Source organism: Streptomyces sp. NPDC049040 (assembly GCF_043197715.1).
In the GTDB taxonomy this organism is placed as follows: Bacteria; Actinomycetota; Actinomycetes; order Streptomycetales; family Streptomycetaceae; genus Actinacidiphila.
On record NZ_JBICTO010000006.1, the window covers coordinates 360,925 to 376,625 of the forward strand.

At 73.8% G+C, this 15,701-nt stretch carries 13 protein-coding genes; 6 read left to right on the forward strand and 7 right to left on the reverse strand.

What is annotated here, in order from left to right:
• Window positions 1–55: 55 nt before the first annotated feature.
• Together ACGFMP_RS19185 and ACGFMP_RS19190 are read right to left on the reverse strand one after the other, a co-directional pair.
• Window positions 56–754 (reverse strand): response regulator, encoded by a 699-nt coding sequence (locus ACGFMP_RS19185; protein ID WP_393673708.1) that lies wholly within the window; start codon window positions 752–754, stop codon window positions 56–58.
• Window positions 751–2,112, reverse strand: a complete 1,362-nt coding sequence (locus tag ACGFMP_RS19190; protein WP_393673709.1) for a sensor histidine kinase — start codon at window positions 2,110–2,112, stop codon at window positions 751–753. The genes ACGFMP_RS19185 and ACGFMP_RS19190 overlap by 4 nt, the downstream gene beginning before the upstream one ends.
• Before the next feature lie 166 nt (window positions 2,113–2,278).
• Between ACGFMP_RS19190 and ACGFMP_RS19195 the strand changes: the two genes are divergently transcribed.
• The 3 genes from ACGFMP_RS19195 to ACGFMP_RS19205 are packed head-to-tail and all read left to right on the forward strand — an operon-like array spanning window position 2,279 to window position 5,552.
• Window positions 2,279–3,199, forward strand: a complete 921-nt coding sequence (locus tag ACGFMP_RS19195) for an ABC transporter ATP-binding protein (RefSeq protein WP_393673710.1) — start codon at window positions 2,279–2,281, stop codon at window positions 3,197–3,199.
• Window positions 3,196–4,788: an ABC transporter permease subunit gene (locus ACGFMP_RS19200; RefSeq protein ID WP_393673712.1), complete on the forward strand. Its 1,593-nt coding sequence runs from the start codon at window positions 3,196–3,198 to the stop codon at window positions 4,786–4,788. The genes ACGFMP_RS19195 and ACGFMP_RS19200 overlap by 4 nt, the downstream gene beginning before the upstream one ends.
• On the forward strand, window positions 4,785–5,552 hold the full coding sequence (locus tag ACGFMP_RS19205) for an ABC transporter permease (RefSeq protein WP_393673713.1): 768 nt from the start codon (window positions 4,785–4,787) through the stop codon (window positions 5,550–5,552). Before ACGFMP_RS19200 ends, ACGFMP_RS19205 begins: the two co-directional genes overlap by 4 nt.
• A gap of 45 nt (window positions 5,553–5,597) precedes the next feature.
• On the opposite strand, the gene ACGFMP_RS19210 is transcribed toward ACGFMP_RS19205, so the two are convergent.
• From ACGFMP_RS19210 to ACGFMP_RS19225, 4 genes are read right to left on the reverse strand one after another with little or no spacing between them, the layout of a single operon-like run.
• Window positions 5,598–6,206: a GPP34 family phosphoprotein gene (locus tag ACGFMP_RS19210; RefSeq protein WP_393673714.1), complete on the reverse strand. Its 609-nt coding sequence runs from the start codon at window positions 6,204–6,206 to the stop codon at window positions 5,598–5,600.
• 21 nt (window positions 6,207–6,227) lie between these two features.
• On the reverse strand, window positions 6,228–6,584 hold the full coding sequence (locus ACGFMP_RS19215; protein ID WP_393673715.1) for a UBP-type zinc finger domain-containing protein: 357 nt from the start codon (window positions 6,582–6,584) through the stop codon (window positions 6,228–6,230).
• Window positions 6,581–8,044: an ATP-binding protein gene (locus ACGFMP_RS19220; protein ID WP_393673716.1), complete on the reverse strand. Its 1,464-nt coding sequence runs from the start codon at window positions 8,042–8,044 to the stop codon at window positions 6,581–6,583. Before ACGFMP_RS19220 ends, ACGFMP_RS19215 begins: the two co-directional genes overlap by 4 nt.
• A gap of 7 nt (window positions 8,045–8,051) precedes the next feature.
• On the reverse strand, window positions 8,052–9,728 hold the full coding sequence (locus tag ACGFMP_RS19225) for an FAD-dependent oxidoreductase (RefSeq protein WP_393673718.1): 1,677 nt from the start codon (window positions 9,726–9,728) through the stop codon (window positions 8,052–8,054).
• Window positions 9,729–9,887: 159 nt separating this feature from the next.
• Here ACGFMP_RS19225 and ACGFMP_RS19230 point away from each other — a divergent pair, with 159 nt between their 5' ends.
• The 3 genes from ACGFMP_RS19230 to ACGFMP_RS19240 all read left to right on the forward strand — a co-directional run bounded on the left by ACGFMP_RS19230 (window position 9,888) and on the right by ACGFMP_RS19240 (window position 12,481).
• A complete protein-coding gene (locus tag ACGFMP_RS19230; RefSeq protein WP_393673719.1) occupies window positions 9,888–10,358 on the forward strand; it encodes a hypothetical protein in 471 nt (156 codons plus the stop codon).
• 69 nt (window positions 10,359–10,427) lie between these two features.
• Window positions 10,428–11,390 carry an SDR family NAD(P)-dependent oxidoreductase gene (locus ACGFMP_RS19235; protein WP_393673720.1) on the forward strand — a complete coding sequence of 321 codons (963 nt, stop codon included), beginning with the start codon at window positions 10,428–10,430 and terminating at the stop codon, window positions 11,388–11,390.
• Between the two features lie 227 nt (window positions 11,391–11,617).
• Window positions 11,618–12,481, forward strand: coding sequence for a DMT family transporter (locus ACGFMP_RS19240; RefSeq protein ID WP_393673790.1), 864 nt, complete (start codon window positions 11,618–11,620; stop codon window positions 12,479–12,481).
• Between the two features lie 129 nt (window positions 12,482–12,610).
• Here ACGFMP_RS19240 and ACGFMP_RS19245 read toward each other — a convergent pair whose 3' ends face one another.
• Window positions 12,611–15,661 carry an alpha-mannosidase gene (locus ACGFMP_RS19245; RefSeq protein ID WP_393673721.1) on the reverse strand — a complete coding sequence of 1,017 codons (3,051 nt, stop codon included), beginning with the start codon at window positions 15,659–15,661 and terminating at the stop codon, window positions 12,611–12,613.
• Window positions 15,662–15,701: the final 40 nt, after the last annotated feature.

Consider the following 15,701-nt stretch of genomic DNA (forward strand, 5'->3'; position numbering starts at 1 on the left):
GCACCGCGTCCGCGCGGGCCCGCACCGCCTCCGCGCCGCATGTATCCGGGCGCGGTCACCCGGCCCCGTGCGGGCCGCGCGAGGGCGTCACGAGGCCCGTCTCGTACGCCGTCACCACGGCCTGGGTGCGGTCGCGCAGACCGAGCTTGGCCAGGATCCGGCTGACGTGCGTCTTCACCGTCTCCTCCGTGACCGTGAGCCGTGCGGCCAGCTCCCCGTTGGACAGGCCCTCGGCGACCAGCCGCAGCACCTCCGTCTCACGCGGGGTGAGAGCGGCAAGTTCCGGGGTCGAGCGGGTTCCGGCAGCCGGGCGGAGCCGGGTGAACTCGGCGATCAGCCGGCGGGTGACGCCCGGCGCGAGCAGGGCCTCACCTGCCGCCACGACCCTGACCGCGTCGAAGAGGCGTTCCGCGGTCACGTCCTTGAGCAGGAATCCGCTCGCCCCGGCGCACAGCGCGTCATAGACGTAGGCGTCGAGGTCGAAGGTGGTGAGGATGAGGATGCGCGGCGAGCCCTGCCCCGCCCCGGCCAGCCGCCGGGTCGCCTCGATGCCGTCCATGACCGGCATGCGGACGTCCATCAGCACCACGTCGGGGGCCAGCTCGCCGCACGCGGAGACCGCCTCCGCCCCGTCGCACGCGGTGCCGACGACGGTGAAGTCCTGCTGGGTGTCCAGCAGCGCCGCGAACCCGGTGCGCACCACATGGTGGTCGTCGGCGACCAGGATCCGCACGGGCGGGGGAGCGGTCGTCACCCGGCCACCATATCCACGCCGACGGGCAGCGAGGCCTCGATCAGGAAGCCGCCGCCCGCCGCCCGGCCGGTCCGCAGCGTGCCGCCGGCCGCCGCCGCGCGCTCCCGCATGCCGGGCAGGCCGTGCCCTCCGGCCCGCGCCGCCGGGGCCGGACCCGGGCCGTTGTCCCTGACCCGCAGCCTCAGGGACTCTGCCGTGTAGTGGAGTTCGACGTCGACCGCCGCGCCGCGGGCATGCCGCCGTACGTTGGTCAGGGCTTCCTGGACGATGCGGAAGGCGGCCAGCTCGACGCCCGGGTCCAGTGCGGTGGCCGGGCCCGACACGATCAGCCGGACCCCGGCGCCGGATGCGCACCTGGCCTCGTCGAGCAGCTCGTTGAGCTGCTGGAGCCCCGGCTGCGGGCGCCGCTCCGCGGTCGCCACCTCGGCATCCTGCCGCAGTACGCCGAGCAGGCGCCGCATCTCGGTCAGGCCCGCACGCGCGGTGTCACCGATCTCGGAGAGGCGTGCGGCGCCCGCGGCGGGCATACCGGGGGTGGTCAGCCGGGCGGTCTCCGCCTGGACCGCGATCACCGAGATGTGGTGCGCGACCACATCGTGCAACTCGCGGGCTATACGGGCGCGTTCGCCGCGGGCGGTGTGTTCGAGCAGGCTCTGCGCGATGATCCGGCGGGCCGCGCCGTGCACCCGGGCCTCGGCTCTGGCAGCCGTGGCTGCCCCTGCCAGCGCGGCGGCCGGGGCCGCGGACGCGACGAGCACCGCCAGGACGCGGGCCTCGCCGGACAACCGGGCGTCGAGCAGGGCGACGGCGGTGAACGGCAGGGCCAGCGCGAGGCCTTGGAGGGTGCGATCGCCGATTCCGCGGCCGACACGGTTTCGCTCGGTATCGCGCCCGCGGTCCGCCTCGGGCGGACGCTCGGTGCCCCGCGCCCCCCGCGGGGTGCCCGTGCCGGTCGAATCCCGTCTCCCGCGCCGGCGCGGCTGGGCGCCCACCTCCCCGCGCCCCTTGCGGGCACCGCCCGCTGGGGCGCTGGAGGTCAGCTGGTGGAGGCTCAGCGCCAGCGTCACCGCGCCCGCCGCCGTCAGGGTGCGGAAGGCGGTGAGGGACAGGGCGGCGGCCGCCGCGACCGCCGCGGCGGACGCGGGGGCGGAGAGGAAAGCCGGCGGGACCGTCGTGGTCAGGGCCAGCACGGCGACCGCGAGCAGGCCCACCGTCAGCGACTGGCCGTACACGCCGATCACGGCGGCCCGCACGGTCGCCTCGGTCACCGCGGCAGCCGCGAGCAGCGCGGCGGTCACCGCGGCAGCGTGCGGGGACGCGGCGAACTCCCGCACCCGCCTGTTCTCCGTCAGCCTCACCACAGCATTGTGGCCGCCCTCGGCGGCCCACCGCGTCCTCCCGGCCAGGGACTTCGCCGTACATCCCAGGGGGGACACCGGGCCCTTCCGTCCCCCCTGGTGGTGACGGCAAGGACCGCTCCACGGCGGGACGATCCGGCGCGCCCGCCTCCCTAGCCTTCGGCGTATGGAAGCAACCATCGAAGTCTCAGGGCTGCGCAAGCGGTTCGGGCCCACGCCGGCGCTGGACGGGATGACGTTCACCGTCACACCCGGGCGGATCACCGGGTTCGTGGGGCCGAACGGCGCGGGCAAGTCCACCACGATGCGGGTGATACTCGGCCTCGACGCGGCCGACGAGGGCACCGCCCTGATCGGCGGCGCGCGCTACCGGGAACTGCGCAATCCGCTCAGCCACGTGGGCTCGCTGCTGGACGCCGGGGCCCTGCAACCCAGCCGCAGCGCCCGCGGCCACCTGCTGTGGCTCGCCCACTCGCAGGGGCTGTCGGCCCGCAGGGTCGACGAGGTCGTCGAGTTCGCCGGCCTGGGGCCCGCGGCCCGGCGCAAGGCCGGCGGCTTCTCGCTCGGCATGCGCCAGCGGCTCGGCATCGCCGCCGCCCTGCTGGGCGACCCACCGGTGCTGATCATGGACGAGCCGTTCAACGGCATGGACCCCGAGGGCATCGTCTGGATGCGGGGCCTGCTGCGCTCGCTGGCGGCCGAGGGCCGCGCGGTGCTGGTGTCCAGCCACCTGATGAGCGAACTCCAGGACACCGCCCATCACCTGCTGGTCGTCGGCCGCGGCAGGGTCATCGCCGACACCAGCGTCGCCGACCTGATCGCGGCGGCCTCGGGCGACCGGGTCACGCTGCGCACCACCGCACGCGCCCAGGCGATGACGGTGCTCGCCCAGGCCGGCGCCGTCGTCGCGGCCACCGGCTCCGAGACGCTGACGGTGTCGGGGATCGCCTCGCAGCGCGTCGCGGCCCTGCTCGGCCGGGCCGACGTGCCGTTCTCCGAGATCGGCGCGCACCGGGCCACCTTGGAGGAGGCGTACATGGAACTCACCCGTGACGCCGTCGAGTTCCAGTCGGGAGGCACCCGGTGACGACCACCGCGTACCGCTCGGCGCAACCCGTGGGCCGCGGCGGCTTCCCGCGGCTGCTGCACGCCGAATGGACCAAGTTCAGGACCGTGCGCGGCTGGGTGATCGGCATGCTCGTCGCCTGCCTGGTCACCGTCGCGGTGGGGCTGCTGGGCGCGACGGGCAGCAGCATGAGGTGCAGCGGCCCCGCAGGAGCCGCGTGCGACCACACCCCGCTGACCGGTCCAGGCGGCGAGGAGGTCCGCGACTCGATGACGCTGGTGCACAGGTCGCTCACCGGGGACGGCGCCATCACCGCCCGGATCACCTCGCTGACCGGCCTGTACGCGCCGGACGGCAGGTCCGAGACGGGCGCCGGCCCCGCCACCGGCATGGAGGCCGGAGTACAGCCCTGGGCGAAGGCCGGGGTCATCGTCAAGGACGGCACCGGGCAGGGCTCCGCCTACGCGGCGGTGGCACTCACCGGTGCCCACGGGGTGCGGATGCAGTACGACTACACCCACGACCTGGCCGGTTCGCCGGGAGCGGTCTCGGCGTCGTCCCCGCGCTGGCTCCGGCTGACCCGCACGGGCGACACCCTCACCGGCTACGACTCGGCCGACGGCACGCACTGGCGGGCGATCGGCACCGCCCACCTGGCGCAGCTGCCCGCGACGGTCCAGGTGGGGCTCTTCGCCACCTCGCCCGAATACGTCGTGACCAGCACCTCGCCCGGCGGGTCGAGCAGCGACGGCGGGCCGAGCAAGGCCACCGCCGCCTTCGACTCCCTGACCCTGCGGGGCACGACCGGCGGCGGCTGGCGCGGCGACCTCGTCGGCGGTACCGGCCGGGGACCCGGCGCCCAGGGCGCCTCCGACCTCGGATACCGGCAGGCCGGCGGGACCTACACGCTGACCGGCAGCGGCGATGTCGCCCCCGCGGTGCCAGGGCGGGGATCACCCGGCAAGACCATCGAGAACAGCCTCGTCGGCGTTTTCGCGGGGCTGGTGGTGGTGACCGTGGTGGCCACGATGTTCGTCACCGCCGAATACCGTCGCGGCCTGATCCGCACCACTCTCACCGCGAGCCCCCGGCGCGGCCGGGTGCTGGCCGCGAAGGCCGCCGTGATCGGCGCGGTCTCCTTCGTGACCGGCCTCGCCGCCGCCGTGATCGCCGTACCGCTGGTCGGGGCGGTGGAGAAGTCCAAGGGCTTCCCACTGCACCGGGTGCCCTTCGCGACCGAGGTACGGGTGATCGTCGGGACGGCCGCGCTCTTCGCGGTCACCGCCGTCCTCGCGCTGGCGCTCGGCTCGGTCCTGCGGCGCAGCGCCGGCGCCGTCACCGCGGTCGTCGTCGCGATCGTGCTGCCGTACATCCTCGCGGTGGCCGCGGTGCTGCCCGCCGGACCCTCCCGCTGGCTGACCCGGCTCACGCCCGCCGCCGCCTTCGCGGTACAGCAGAGCCTGCACCGGTACACGCAGGTCACCGCCGACTACACGCCCGCGGACGGCTACTTCCCGCTGGCGCCGTGGGCCGGCCTCGCGGTGCTGTGCGGGTACGCGGCCGCCGTGGTCGCCGCCGCGGCCGTGCTGCTGCGCGGGAGGGACGCGTGACCGGGTTGCGCCAGGCGGTGCACGCCGAGTGGACCAAGGTCCGCACCCTCCCCGGCCTGCTGTGGCTGCTCGCGGCGGTGGCCGTGCTCACCGCGGCGGTGGGCGCCGCCGCGGCCGCGGCCGTCCACTGCCCCGCCACCGGGTGCACCCGCGATCCGGCGAAGATCAGCCTGACCGGGGTCGGGTTCGGCCAGGCCGGGGTGGCGGTCCTCGCTGTCCTGCTGATCAGCGGCGAGTACGGCACCGGCATGATCCGTACGACGGTCGCCGCGGTGCCGCGCAGGGCCGCGGTCCTCGCGGCGAAGGCGGTCGTCGTGGCCGCACTGGTGGGCACCGCCGCCACCGCCGCCGTCGGCGGCTCCCTGCTCGCAGGACGGCTGATCCTGCCGGGCAACGGCTTCACCGGCTTCTCGCCCGCGCACGGGCCCGTGCTCAGGGCCGCGGCCGGCTCGGTGCTCTACCTGGTGCTGATCGGGCTGCTCAGCCTGGGCGTGGCCACCGCGGTGAGGGATTCCGCCGCGGCGATCGGGGCGGTGCTGGGGCTGCTGTATCTTTTCCCGATCCTCGCGTCGGTCGTGTCCGACCCGGACTGGTACCGGCACCTCCAGCAGATCGGTCCCATGACGGCCGGACTCGCGGTGCAGACCACGATCCCGGGTTCCGACCCGCCGATCGGCCCGTATCCGGGGCTGGCCGTGGTCTCCGCCTGGTCCGCTGCCGCGCTCCTCACCGGCCTCGCGCTCCTCCGCTCCCGCGACGCCTGACGGTGCCACCCCTCGGTTCGGCTCAGGGGCCGGCGGGAGCGGGGATCAGAAACCGCGGCGGACGTACGTCTGGCGCGCGTCGTCGAGGCGCCGCTCGCGCCTGCGCCGCTCGGCGGCGAGCTCGTCGACGGCGTGCCCCACCGCGCCGATGACCGTGGCGACCGGGCCTGGAGGGGGCTCGGGCACCGGCGGCGGGCCCGAGATGCCGATGGCGGACGCCAGCGCGAGCAGCACCGGCTCGTCGGCGGCCCAGCGGTGCGCCGCGCGCCGCCGTCCGGGGGAGTCGGCCAGCACCATCCGGCTGGTGCGCAGCACCAGGAAGCGCCGCCGCTGCTCCCGCCCGAGCAGGCCGTCCGCCTCGAACGCGGCGAGATACGTGTCCGGCAGCCCGCGCCCCCTGCGCCACAGCCAGTCCTCGACGGTCTCACCGTCGGCCACCGGGGCGAGCGCCGCCGCGGCCAGGCCGAGCTGCGGATCTGCGGTCTCCTGCCCGCCGGTGGGCAGCACGAACTCACCGTCGAGCGTGGCCACGCCGAGGCCGAGCAGATCGATCAGCTCGGCCCCGGCCAGCGCCAGCGACAGGTCGCCGCGCTCCAGCGACCGGGTCGACGGCATGTCCATGGCCACGAAAAGCAGGTCTCGTGCGGTGGTCATCCGGGGGCGCTCCACAAAGCGTCAGTGCAGATGGGCCTGCCAGTCCCCGGGGACCCGGCCCGCGGGGCCCGGGGTGGGCTGGTGGGCGGGGTGGCTGTGCGGCGGCGCCAGTTCCGGGCCGTCCTCGACGTAACTCTCCGTGTCGTAGTTCCAGAACCAGTTCTCACCCGGTTCGTACGTCCTGATCACCGGGTGCCCGGTCGCCGCGGCGTGCCCGCGGGCGTGCTGCGACGGCGAGCTGTCGCAGCAGCCGACGTGCCCGCAGGTGGCGCACCTGCGCAGGTGCAGCCACCAGCCGCCGGCCTTGTCGCATTCCGTGCAGCCCTCGCCGCTCGGCGGGACTGCCGGGTCGATCCCGGGGGTCTGTGGCGTGCTCATTTCGTGGCCTCCTCGGCTTCCGGTGTACCGGCGGTGAGCGGCAGCCTCACCCGGAAACGGGTGTTGCCCGGCTGCGACTCGACCTCCAGGTCGCCGTGGTGCTTGTTGACCACGATCCGCCAGGAGATGTCGAGCCCGAGCCCGGTGCCCTGGCCCACCGGCTTGGTGGTGAAGAACGGCTCGAAGATCCGCTGCCGGATCTCCGCCGGGACCCCGGGACCGGTGTCCAGGAAGTCCACCACAAGCCTGCCGTGGTCCCGCGAGGTGCGCACGGTGAGTGTGCCCACCCCGTCCATGGCCGACACCGCGTTGTCGATCAGATTCGTCCACACCTGGTTCAGCTCGCCCGGATAGGCCGGGACGCGCGGCAGCGTGTGGTCGAACTCCTTGACCACCCGTACCTCCGCCCCGATCTTCCCGGCCAGCATCTGCAGGGTGCTGTCCAGCAGCTCGTGGATGTCGACCACCTGGTAGGGCGCCCGGTCCAGCTGCGAGTACTGCCGGGCGGCGTTGACGAGGCCGGAGACCCGGGACGTGGAGTCCTCGATCTCGTTCATCAGCAGCTCGGTCTCCACGGTGTAGTTCAGCCACCGCACCGCGCTCTCCAGCAGCTCGCCGTCCACCGCGGCCGCCACCTGCTCGAGCCACTCCTCGTCCAGGCCCGCCTGGACGAAGACCGGTGCGAGGTCCCAGCCGCCCCTGATGCCGTGGTCGTCGAGCCAGTCGGCGACCGAGTCCTCCTTGTCGGACGCCTCCATCGGGCTCAGGTCCTGCGCCTTGGCGATCCGCTCGACGGCCCGCTCCTGCACGCTGATCAGCGTGTCGAGGTCGGACTGCCGGTAGGGGCCGCCGGTGAGGATCTTGAGCTTGTGGCGCATGCCGGCCACCCGGTCGCGCAGCGCCGAGGTGGCCCGCAGGGCGGCGGCGGCCGGGTTGTTCAGCTCGTGGGTCAGGCCGGCCGACAGCGAGCCGAGCGCGAGCAGCCGCTCGCGCTGGCTGACCACCTGCTGGAAGGTGCGGTTGCCGAAGAACAGCCCTTCGAGCAGGTGTACGGCCATCGGGAACCAGTCCCGCATGATCTGCGCGAACTCGTCCGCTGCCAGCACGAAGAAGCGGGAGGGCTCGGTGACCCGCAGCGAGTTGGTGTACAGCTGCGGCACCCGGTCGCCCAGATACGCCTGGAAGGCGCCCGCGTACACCCCCCGCATCGAGGTGCGGTTCACCTCGATGTCGTCGTTGCCGACCTGCCGCGAGGTCACCACGGTGCCCTCGAGCAGGACGTAGAAGCAGGTCGCGGGGTCGCCCTCGGCGTACACCGGGCCCGGCTCCGCGGTCTCGATCCGGCCGGAACTGCACAGCCGGCCCAGCTGCTCGGGCGTCAGGTGCTCGAACAGGAAGAGCGACCGCAGCTCCTCCGGGTTGCAGGGCGACGTCGAGCCGGTCACGGTCACTCCGGACATGTGGTGATCACAGCCCCTCCAGATAGCGGTGCACGAGCATCACGGCCATCGCGCCCTCGCCGACCGCGGACGCGACCCGCTTGGCGGACTCGGATCGCACGTCACCCGCGGCGAAGACCCCGGGCACGCTGGTCTCCAGGTGGTACGGGGGCCGGTCCGGCTCCCAGCCGGGCGGGCGCTCGCCCTCGGCTGCCAGGTCGGGTCCGGTGATCACGAAACCGTGCTTGTCGCGGTGGATCACCCCTTCCAGCCAGTCGGTGCGCGGCGCGGCCCCGATGAAGACGAACAACCGCTGCGCGTCGACCATTTCCGTGCCGCCGTTCGAGCTGTCCCGCAGCGTCAGGCCTTCGAGGTGGTCGTCGCCGTGCGCGGCGGCGACCACGGTGCTGGTGCGGACCCGGATGGTGGGTATCGCGGTGATCTGCTGGATCAGGTAGTGCGACATGGACGCCTCCAGCGACGCGCCGCGCACCAGCAGCGTGACGGACTTGGCGCCCCTGGACAGGTAGACCGCGGCCTGGCCCGCCGAATTCGCGCCGCCGACGATGTAGACGTCCTGGTCCTCGCAGCCGGCGGCCTCGGTCAGCGCCGAGCCGTAGTAGACACCGCGGCCGGTCAGCTCGGCCAGCCCCGGCACGTCGAGCAGCCGGTAGGCCACCCCGGTGGTGAGGATGACGCTCTGCGCGGAGACCGAGGTGCCGTCGGCGAACCGCACGGTGCGGGCAGGGCCGCTGACCTCCAGCCCCGTGACCTCGCACGCCGTGAGCAGCTCGGCACCGAAACGGGTGGCCTGCCGCCGGGCACGGTCGGTGAGCTGGGCGCCGGAGACGCCGTCGGGGAAGCCGAGGTAGTTCTCGATCCTGGCGCTCTGACCTGCCTGGCCGCCGGTCGCGGTGCGCTCCACCAGGACGGTGTTCAGGCCCTCGGAGGCGCCGTAGACCGCCGCGCCGAGCCCCGCGGGGCCCGCGCCGATCACGACCAGGTCGTAGAACTCCTCCGCCGGGGTCGTCGCCAGGCCGACCTGCGCGGCCAGGTCCTGGTCCGACGGCTCGATGAGCACCTCGCCGCCGGGCGCGATCACCAGCGGCAGCCGCATCCCGTCGTGCCCGGCCGCTTCCAGCAGCCGCCTGCCCTCGGACTGGTCGGACAGATACCAGCGGTAGGGGACCTGGTTGCGCGCGAGGAATTCCCTGACCCCGGACGAGCGGGCCGACCAGCGGTGGCCGACGACCTTGGTCTCGGGCACCGGGCGGTGGTCGGAGGCCAGCCAGCTGTCGAGCAGGTCGTCCACCACCGGGTAGAGCTTCTCCTCCGGCGGGTCCCACGGCTTGAGCAGGTAGTGGTCCAGGTCGATGACGTTGATCGCGTCGATCGCGGCGCCGGTGTCCGCGTAGGCGGTGAGCAGGATCCGGCGGGCACCCGGGTAGATGTCCATGGCCCGCTCGAGGAATTCGATTCCGTTCATCTGCGGCATGCGGTAGTCCGCGAGGATCACCGCGACCAGGTCGCCGCGCAGCTTCATCTGCCGCAGCGCGTCGAGGGCCGACTCACCGGACTCGGCCCGGACCACGCGATAGCGCTCGCCGTACCGCCGCCGCAGGTCCCGGGCGATCGCGCGGGAGACTCCCGGGTCGTCGTCGACGGTCAGTAGCACGGCGCGCCGTGAGCTGTCCGGTGCTGTCATGGGCATCCCCGTCCCCATCCACGGCCTGCCCGTTTCGCTCCGAACAGGTCCGCCGTTCAGCCTAGTGGCCTGATGCGAGACCCGCAGTGCGCAGCGGTCCCGGGGTGCGGGATGATCGCCGGGCGCGCAACGATCACGCGCGGCGACGAGGGGGATCGGATGCGGGCGGGGTGGGCGGCAGTGGCCGCGGTCGCGGTGGTGTGCGCGGTGCCGATGGCGGCGGACGGAGCCGCCGCGGTGTCCGGCGGGGCGCCGGACAGCGGGCGGATGGACAAGGGCGAGATCCAGGCGGACGTGGCCGGCGTGCTCACCGGCCTCGGCATGGTGCGGCAGGACCGGAGCATGATCAGCCTGGCCTTCTACGCGGGACGCACCACGCCCATGCCGGAGGTCTGCGAGGCCCGGTGGCCGCACGCGTGGGGCACCGTGCCGCAGGATTTCCCCCGCCTGGTGTCCGCACTCGGCCGTGACGGCTGGCACCGGCACACGCGCTCCGAGACCGCGGGGGAGCGGATCGCCTCCTTCGACCGCGGGGGCTGGCGGCTGTCGGTCCTCGACTCGCGCGCGCTGCGGCGGCCGGACTTCCCCGCTTCCACACTGTCGGTCACCGCCGTGCGGCTGGACTGCTGACGCGAAGGCGGCACCGCTGACCGAAGCGGACTTGCGTTGGAGCGCACTTCAGCTCCTAGCCTCGACGGCATGACTACACCGCAGAAACCGATCGGTTCTGGCTTCGGCGCCCACAGCACCGCGGACGACGTGCTGCGCGGCATCGACCTGAACGGAAAGCTCGCGCTCGTCACCGGCGGCTACTCCGGTATCGGCCTGGAGGCCACCCGGTCGCTGGCCAAGGCCGGCGCCCACGTGGTGGTGCCGGCCCGCCGCCCCGAGGTCGCCGCCGAGGCCCTCGCCGGCATCGAGGGGGTCGAGGTCGACGAGCTGGACCTGGCCGACCTCGACAGCGTCCGCGACTTCGCCGACCGCTTCCTCGCCACCGGCCGCGGCATCGACATCGTCATCAACAGCGCCGCCGTCATGGCCTGCCCCGAGACCCGGGTGGGCCCCGGCTGGGAGGCCCAGTTCGCCACCAACCACCTCGGCCACTTCGCGCTGGTCAACCGGCTCTGGCCGGCGATCGAGCCCGGCGGCGCCCGCGTGGTGGCGGTGTCCTCCGGCGGCCACCACAACTCCCCGATCCGCTGGGACGACATCGGGTTCGAGCAGGGTTACGACAAGTGGCAGGCCTACGGCCAGGCCAAGACCGCCAACGTGCTCTTCGCCCGGCACCTCGACACGCTCGCCCGCGACCGCGGCGTCCGCGCCTTCGCGCTGCACCCCGGCGGCATCCTCACGCCGCTCCAGCGGCACCTGCCCAAGTCCGAGATGGTCGATCGCGGCTGGATCGACGAGGACGGCACGCCGCTGAACCCGGCCGGCTTCAAGTCGACCCAGGAGGGCGCGGCCACCCAGGTCTGGGCGGCGACCTCACCGGCGCTCGACGGCCTCGGCGGGGTGTACCTGGAGGACTGCGAGATCGCCGAACCGGCCCCGGCCGACGGCACCCGCGGCGGCGTCCGCGACTACGCGATCGACCCCGGGGAGGCGGCCCGCCTGTGGACCCTGTCGGCCGAGCTGACCGGAGTCGACGCCTTCGCGTCCTGACCCCGCCCGCGCCCGTCCCCCGGCATGGACCGGGCGCGCCGCGGGCACGCAACGGGGCGCCCCGGGGGCGGGAAGCCCCCGGGGCGCTGGCGCGATCGGGTGAAGGGGCGCCGGTCGGCCCGGCCGATGGCAGGTGTGGCGGCCGGCTCGGCGGATGCTGGGACGGACAGATCTCCTCGCCCGGCCGCTGACGCGACGCCGGGCCACGACGCCACCGGAGGCCGACCCTGCTGGTGCTCTGCGTGCTCTTCGCGCTCCTCGGGGCGGCGAGCAACGCGACCGGGACGGTGCTGCAACGCAAGGCCGCACTGGCCGTGCCCGCCAAGGACGCGCTGCGGCCCCGGCTGATGATGGACCTGGTCAAGCAGCCGGTGTGGGTGCTCGGCATCTGCGGTGTCGTCGGTGCCGCGCTCTTCCAGGCGCTCGCCCTGGTGACGGGACCGCTCGCGCTGGCGCAGCCGGTCTTCATCCTCGAACTCCCCTTCGCGCTGCTCATCGCCCTGCCGGTGCTGCACCGCACGCTGCCCAAGTCCGGCTGGATCTCCGTCGGCTGCATGGTCGCGGGCCTGGTGCTGGCGCTGGCCAGTGCCGCCCCGGACGGTGGCACGGAACAGGCGCCGATGTACCGCTGGATCCCTGCGGTCGTGCTGTGCGTGGCGGGGATCGCCGTCGCGGTGGCGTCGGCCAGGCACCGGCCGTCCGGCGCGGCACGGGCGGCCCTGCTCGGCTTCGGCGCCGCGGTGGCCAACGCGCTGACCGCCGCCCTGCTGAAGTCGGCCGCCAACACCTTCTCCGACGACGGCTTCGGCGCCTTCCTGGCCGCATGGCAGACGTACGGCTTCGCGCTGTGCGGGGTGACGGCGGTCTTCCTGCTGGAGAACGCCCTCCAGGCGGGGTCCATCGCGGCCTCGCAGCCGGCGCTGACCCTCGGTGACGCGACCGTCAGCCTCCTGCTCGGGGTCCTGGTCTACTCCGAGCACATCCGCACCGGCTGGTGGATCGTGCCGGAACTGGCCGGGATCGCACTGATCACCTTCGGCACCTTCCACCTGTCCCGCGCGGTGCCGCTGACCGGCGAGCTGGGCGGCTGAGCGGCACAGGACCGTCCGACGCGCAGGACGCGGGACGTCCGGCGGATCGGACGGGGCAGAGAACGGCCGCGGGCATCGCCGGCCCCCTCCGACCGGCGATGCCCGCGGACGCGGTTCCGCGCGGGGGCCTCAGCCCTGCCGCGCGGTCAGCCGCAGGGTGAGGATCTGGAAGGGCCGCAGCGTGAGCCGGACCCCTGAGCCCGCCACCTCATGGCTGCCGTCGTCCGGCAGCGGACGCTCCAGCAGGTCGGTCACCACCGCGCCGCCCAGCGCGAAACCGGGGGTGAGCGTCGCGCGCACCCGGCGGCCGTGGGCCTCGTAGAGCCGTACCACGACATCGCCCGAACGGTCGTCGGCCAGCTTGACCGCCGAGACCACCACTGCGTCCCGGTCGACGGCGACCAGCGGCTCGACCACCGCGCTGCCCGGCACGGTCCGCTCGGGCAGGTTCAGGTGGTGGCCCTCGCGCAGCGCGTCGGCCGGCTCCACCCCCACCACCAGGGCGTACCGCAGGCGGTGGGTGCCCTGGTCGGCCTCCGGGTCGGGGAAGCGGGCCGAGCGCAGCAGCGAGAGCCGCACCGTGGTCGTCGTACCGCCGTCCGGGCGCACGTCACGGGTGATGTCGTGGCCGTACGTCGAGTCGTTGACCAGCGCGGCGCCCCAGCCGGGCTCGCCGACGTGCAGGAAGCGGTGCGCGCACACCTCGAACTTCGCCGCGTCCCAGCTGGTGTTGGTGTGCGTGGGCCGCTCCACCTGGCCGAAGGGGATCTCCGCGGTGGAGTGCGCGGCCCTGACGTCCAGCGGGAAGGCCGCCTTCAGCAGCTTCTCCCGCTCGTGCCAGTCGACCACCGTGTCCACGTCCAGCCGGCGGGCGCCCTGGTCGAGCGTCAGGGTCTGCACGATCCGTGACGCGCCGACCGTACGCACCACCCGCACCCCGCCGTCCGCGGCGGTCACCTCGTCGGCCTCGGTGAGGTCGCGCACCGTGTTCCGGTAGAAGACGTCGATGTCCCAGGCGTCCCACTTGTTGGGGAAGTCCTGGTGCAGCTGGAGCAGGTTGGCCGCCGCGCCGGGGGCCAGCGCCTCGCGCCCCGCGGTGATGTCGTACGCGGAGGTGACCAGGCCGCGGCCGTCGACCACCACCCGCACGAGACCGTTGTCCAGGACGAATCCTTCGCCGTCGGCCACCGGCGGGGTACGCGCCGGCTCCCGGGTCCTGGGCGCCGCGCCCAGCGCCGGGATGCCGCCGCGCGCGTGCGGGGCGGCGTTGAAGACCACCCCGCCGGGCCCGGGCGGACCGGCCAGCGCGCGCTGCGCCGCCCCGATCAGCTCCTCCAGTTCCGCGGCCACCTCGCGGTAGGTCTGCTCCGCCTCCCGGTGCACCCAGGCGATCGACGTGCCCGGCAGGATGTCGTGGAACTGGTGCAGCAGCACCGTCTTCCACAGCCGGTCGAGCGCCTCGTACGGATAGTCGGCACCGGTCCGCGCTGCTGCCGTCGCCGCCCACAACTCGGCTTCCCGCAGCAGGTGTTCGCTGCGCCGGTTGCCCTGCTTGGTGGCGAGCTGGCTGGTCAGGGTGCCGCGGTGGAACTCCAGGTACAGCTCGCCCACCCACACCGGCGCGTCCGGGTGGTCGGCGAAGGCCTTGGCGAAGAAGTCCGCAGGCGCCTCCACCGCGACCCGCGGCGAACCGTCCAGGTCCGCCAGCCGGTCGGCGCGCGCCATCATCTCCCGGGTCGGGCCGCCGCCGCCGTCGCCGTAGCCGAACGGGATCAGCGAGCGGTCGGTGCCCGCCTTGTCCTGGAAGTTGCGCTCGCTGTGGGCGACTTCGGCGCCCGACAGGTCGCTGTTGTAGGTGTCGACCGGCGGGAAGTGGCTGAAGATCCTGGTGCCGTCGATGCCCTCCCACCAGAAGGTGTGGTGCGGGAACTTGTTGGTGGTGTTCCAGGAGATCTTCTGGGTGAGGAACCAGCGCACCCCGGCCAGTTTCATCAGCTGGGGGAGTGCCGCGTTGTAGCCGAAGGTGTCCGGCAGCCACATCTCCTCGGTCTCGACGCCGAACTCCTCCAGGTAGAAGCGCTTGCCGTGGACGAACTGGCGTACCAGCGACTCACCGCCGGTGATGTTGGTGTCGGGCTCGACCCACAGGCTTCCGGCGGGCAGGAACTGCCCGGTCTTGGCCTTCTCCTGGGCGCGGGCGTAGACCTCGGGCCGGTGCTCCTTGAGCCAGGCCAGCTGCTGCGCCTGCGACATCACGAAGCGGAAGCCGGGGTGGTCGTCCATGAGCTGGGTGACGTTGGAGACGGTGCGCGCCACCTTGCGGACCGTCTCGCGCAGCGGCCACAGCCATGCCGAGTCGATGTGGGCGTGCCCGATCGCCGAGATCCGGTGCGCCCCGGTGCTCGCGGGCGCGGCCAGCGCGGGGGCGAGCGCCGCCCGCGCCGCCGCGGCGGTGCCGCTGATGTCCCGGAGGTCGACGGCGTCCAGGGCGCGCTCGATGGCCCGCAGCAACTGCCAGCGCCGGGAGGACTGCTCCGGCAGCTCGTGCATCAACTGGCCCAGCACGTCGAGGTCCTGCACCAGTTCGAAGACACCGGCGTCGAAGACGGCCAGGTCCATCCGGCGCAGCCGGTAGAGCGGTTCGCCGGCGGGCGCGTCCGCGTCGTGCAGCCAGCTCGCCCGGTCGCCGACCGGCGTGGGGTGGAAGGTCAGCTGCTCGGGACCCGAGTGCATGACGACGGGGTTCGCCGCGGCCTCCACGAAGTACGTCAACCGCTCGCCGCCCGCGGCCGCCGCGGTGACGGGCAGGTGGGTGTTGCGCGGGTTGAGCGCCTTCACCGCGGTGCCGTCCGGCCGGTAGACCAGGCCCTCCGCGGAGAACCCGGGCTCGGTCGTGCCGAAGCCGAGGTCCACCACCGCCTCCACGGGCAGTCCCGCCCACTCCTGCGGTATCCGGCCGGTGATTTTGAACCAGCTGGTCGACCAGGCCGGCCCCCAGCGGTCCCCGACCTGCGCCGGGCCGTAGTCCGCGGCCAGCGCTGCCGCCACGGGTGCGGGTTCGCCGGGCACGTGCCAGACCGCGACGGTGAGCGGGACCGAGCGGGCATGCACGGCCGGGCGGATGCGCTCGTTCAGTACGCGGGCGAGCCGGCCCTCGGTGATGGTGGGGTCATTGTGCATGGCGGGGCCTTCCCGTCGGGTCGGTGAAGTGTCGGTGGAC

Excerpts from the sequence above, each read along its gene's own strand:
- ACGFMP_RS19220 (WP_393673716.1), bottom strand. The coding sequence starts at position 8,044 with ATGTCCGGAGTGACCGTGACCGGCTCGACGTCGCCCTGCAACCCGGAG.
- ACGFMP_RS19215 (WP_393673715.1), bottom strand. The coding sequence starts at position 6,584 with ATGAGCACGCCACAGACCCCCGGGATCGACCCGGCAGTCCCGCCGAGC.
- ACGFMP_RS19195 (WP_393673710.1), top strand. The coding sequence starts at position 2,279 with ATGGAAGCAACCATCGAAGTCTCAGGGCTGCGCAAGCGGTTCGGGCCC.
- ACGFMP_RS19225 (WP_393673718.1), bottom strand. The coding sequence starts at position 9,728 with ATGACAGCACCGGACAGCTCACGGCGCGCCGTGCTACTGACCGTCGAC.
- ACGFMP_RS19230 (WP_393673719.1), top strand. The coding sequence starts at position 9,888 with ATGCGGGCGGGGTGGGCGGCAGTGGCCGCGGTCGCGGTGGTGTGCGCG.
- ACGFMP_RS19245 (WP_393673721.1), bottom strand. The coding sequence starts at position 15,661 with ATGCACAATGACCCCACCATCACCGAGGGCCGGCTCGCCCGCGTACTG.
- ACGFMP_RS19210 (WP_393673714.1), bottom strand. The coding sequence starts at position 6,206 with ATGACCACCGCACGAGACCTGCTTTTCGTGGCCATGGACATGCCGTCG.
- ACGFMP_RS19235 (WP_393673720.1), top strand. The coding sequence starts at position 10,428 with ATGACTACACCGCAGAAACCGATCGGTTCTGGCTTCGGCGCCCACAGC.